Annotated in this window: 5 protein-coding genes; all 5 read left to right on the top strand. The window is 66.8% G+C overall.

Annotated features, from left to right (window positions below; all coding sequences use genetic code 11):
- Positions 1-471 (top strand): molybdenum cofactor biosynthesis protein MoaE (locus VLA96_11365; protein ID HSE49798.1); only part of this gene is annotated, 471 nt, incomplete at its 5' end.
- 44 nt (positions 472-515) lie between these two features.
- The gene (locus VLA96_11370; protein ID HSE49799.1) at positions 516-1,502 is read left to right on the top strand and encodes a VWA domain-containing protein; all 987 of its coding nucleotides are present in this window, start codon (positions 516-518) and stop codon (positions 1,500-1,502) included.
- Positions 1,503-1,511: 9 nt separating this feature from the next.
- On the top strand, positions 1,512-1,793 hold the full coding sequence (locus VLA96_11375) for an RNA chaperone Hfq (protein HSE49800.1): 282 nt from the start codon (positions 1,512-1,514) through the stop codon (positions 1,791-1,793).
- Between the two features lie 79 nt (positions 1,794-1,872).
- The gene (locus VLA96_11380) at positions 1,873-2,709 is read left to right on the top strand and encodes an inositol monophosphatase family protein (GenBank protein HSE49801.1); all 837 of its coding nucleotides are present in this window, start codon (positions 1,873-1,875) and stop codon (positions 2,707-2,709) included.
- The gene (locus VLA96_11385; protein HSE49802.1) at positions 2,706-3,308 is read left to right on the top strand and encodes a hypothetical protein; all 603 of its coding nucleotides are present in this window, start codon (positions 2,706-2,708) and stop codon (positions 3,306-3,308) included. The genes VLA96_11380 and VLA96_11385 overlap by 4 nt, the downstream gene beginning before the upstream one ends.
- Positions 3,309-3,522: the final 214 nt, after the last annotated feature.

Here is a 3,522-nt window from a genome sequence, read left to right on the forward strand (position 1 = left end):
CCCGCAAACCAGGACGAGCCGTTCGTGCGCATCCAGCGCGAGCGCATCGTGCCGCATGACATCGTGCCGAAGCACGAGCGGCCGGAGGACGGCGCCATCGTGCTGTTCGACGGCATCGTGCGCAACCACTCGCGCGGCCGCGAGACGAAGTATCTGGAATACGAAGCCTACGAGCCGATGGCGCTGAAGCAGCTGCGGCAGCTCGCCGCCCAAGCGCGGCAGAAGTTTGCCATCCGGAACGTCGCGCTGGTGCACCGGCTGGGGCGGCTGGAGATCGGCGAATCGAGCGTGCTGATCGCGGTCTATTCGGCGCACCGCGCGGCGGCATTCGAGGCGTGCCGCTGGCTCATCGACACGCTGAAGACGACCGTGCCCATCTGGAAGAAGGAGCACTTCGCCGACGGCGCGGTGTGGTCCGACGGCGAGCCCTTCCCGGAGAGCATCCCGACCGCGGGCAAGACGGCGAAATGAGTAGCCGGGCGGGCGAGCCACCGCATCTAATCCTGCAACTCTCGATGAAGACCCCGCGAAAAGTGATTGTCGTGCTGCTGGCGTGCGCCGCCCTGGCCGCCGCGCAGGAACCGCAAGCGCCTGCCGTGTGGACGCCCGGCATGGAGGAGAAGAAGCAGCAGGGCGAAGACCTGCAGACGTTCAAGGTGGACGTGAAGCTGGTGAACGTCTACGTGACCGCGGTCGACGAGAACGGCGCCCCGGTCGCCGGGCTGGTGAAAGAGAATTTCCGGGTCACCGAAGACGGCGTGCCGCAGGAGGTCCGCGTCTTCGCGAAGGAGTCGGAGCTGCCGCTGTCGATCGTGGTGGCGGTGGACGCGAGCCTCTCGGTGCGCACCAACCTCAAGCTCGAGGTCGAGTCGGCGCGGCGATTCATCCACTCCATCCTGCGCAAGCAGGACGCGCTCGCGCTCTACCAGTTCGACGCCGAGGTGCGCGAGCTGGTGCGGTTCACGTCGGACCTGCGGGCCATCGACCGTGGGATCGACCGCGTGCGCGTTGGCTCGGCGACCGCGCTCTACGACGCCGTCTACCTCGGGAGCGAGGCGCTCGCGAAGCGCCAGGGGCGCAAGGTGCTGGTCGTGATCACCGACGGCGGCGACACCATGAGCCAGGTGAGCTACGGCGAGGCGCTGCGCGCGGCGCAGCAGTCGGAGGCCATCCTGTACGCCATCGTGATCGTGCCGGTGGAGGCGAGCGCGGGGCGCAACACCGGCGGGGAGCACGCGCTCATCCAGATGACCACCGACACGGGCGGCAAGTATTACTACGCGAAAGGGTTCCCGGACCTCGACCGCGTGTTCGGCGAGATCGGCGAGCAGCTGCGCACGCAGTACCTGCTGGGCTATTACCCGAAGCCGCGCATGAGCGATTCCGATTTCCGCCGGCTCGAGGTGACGCTGGCGCCGGCGGCGGGCGGACCTCCGGCGGCGGAGCTGGAAAAGATCAGCGCGCGCCACCGCACCGGCTACTACACGTCGAAGATGAAGTAGAATGCGCGCATGAGTTTCCGCGATCGCAACCCGAACCCGCTGACGCGCAACACCAACAAGGCCAAGATGCCGCCGCCGGACGAGACCGGCCAGGAGGCGCAGTACCTGAAAGCGCTGGGCGAGAAGCAGACGCCCGTCGCCGTCAAGCTGATGGATGGGGAAGTGGTGCGCGGCTGGATCGAGTACTACGACCAGCGGATGATCCGGCTCACGCGCGAGGGCGCGCCGAATCTCTTCATCTTCAAGCACGATATCAGCTACATCTCTGAGGACACCGGGCGCCGGCGGTAGAGTTCCCCCAAAATTGCCAATTGCCAATTAGGTGTGTCTGAAATCGGCAATTGGCAATTGGCAATTTAGACTGTCGGCGATGCCTTCTGAGTTCCTTCTCTTCATGGAGCAGGTGGCGCGCGAGGCCGGCGCGCTGCTGATGCGCCACTTCCGCGCGCGCGTCGCGATCGAGTACAAAGGCGACGCCGACCTGGTGACGGTCGCCGACCGCGAGTCGGAGACGCTCATCGTCGGGCGCCTCCGCAAACAGTTTCCCCAGCACAACATCCTGGGCGAGGAAGGCACGCGCAGCGAGAGCGGCAGCGAGTTCCGGTGGTACATCGATCCGCTCGACGGAACCACGAACTTCGCGCACGGCTTTCCGGTGTTCTGCGTCTCGATCGCGCTGGAACACGAAGGCCGGCGCATCGCCGGGGTGCTCTACGACCCGACGCGCGACGAGCTGTTCGCCGCCGAGAAGGGAAGTGGCGCGACACTCAACGGCAACGCCATCCACGTCTCGAAGGTGGCGAAGCTGAACGAGGCGCTGGTGGCGACCGGGTTCCCCAGCCACAAGCGGCACAAGAACCCGAACATCCACTTCTACCACCAGATCACGCTGCGGACGCACGGCGTGCGCCGCGCGGGGTCGGCGGCGCTCGACCTGGCGTCGGTGGCGTGCGGCCGCGTCGACGGCTTCTGGGAGTTCAACCTCAACCCGTGGGACACGGCTGCGGGCGTGCTGCTGGTGGAGGAAGCCGGCGGGAAGGTCACGGACCTCTCGGGCGGGGCGTTCGATATCGCCAGCCGCGAGGTGTGCGCGTCCAATGGAGTGTTGCACCCGGCCCTGCTCGCCGAGTTCCAGGCCATCTTGGAAGGGCGGGTGGAAGGGATGCCGAGCGCGACCGAGTACGCGCAACAGAGGGGGAAGCGATGAGATCGGACAGGATGCTCGCCGTCACGATGATGCTGGCCAGCGCGCTCACCGCTTCGGCACAAGAGGCGAAGGACAAGGAGAAGAAGCAGGAGCAGGCAGCCGGCAAGATCCGCGTATGCGTGGCACTGAGCCAGAACTCCAGCACGCGCGCGTTCACGCCAGTGTGGCAGCGGACGCGGCTCATCGATGCGCTGAACCACGCCAAGCCGCCGAAGAAAGCGGCCGATCAGCGGCGACTGGAAGCGACGGCGCTCCCGACGGAGTCGCCAGGCGCTCCCGACAACCGCGTTTGCGACTACATCCTGAAGACGACGGTGACGCAGCTCGAGCGCGCCGGCGATCTCCAGCGGCCGGAAGACGCCACGCGGATGCCGCCCGTCATCATCGGTACCCAGGATGCCAGACCGAATGACCCGCAGCCGCTGACGCGCGGACGTGTCGATTTCACCCTGATGAAGGGCGGAACCACGCTGGTGGAGAGCTACGTGACCGCGCAGGAGCGAGGTTCGGAGGACTGGGTCGTCACCATGTTGTTGGACCGCATCGCGCAACGCGTGAACGACGAGGCGCACAAGCCGCCGCAGGTCTGGCGCGAGTAGAGTCGCCCCGGCGCGACGGAGCGTCCAGCAACGGCAACTACTTTTTCTGTTGGGCCTCGAGCTCGCCGGCGCGCGTGCGTTCCTCGGCGGCGGACTTGGCGTCGCCCAGCTTCTCGTACACGTCTGCCAACTGCCGATGGGGCCGGGGTTCTTGGGGCGCGAATTCGGCGGCCTGCTGCAAAGGCTGGATGGCGTCCTTGTACCGGCCGGCCTG

This window comes from Terriglobales bacterium (assembly GCA_035457425.1).
In the GTDB taxonomy this organism is placed as follows: Bacteria; Acidobacteriota; Terriglobia; order Terriglobales; family Acidobacteriaceae; genus JACPNR01.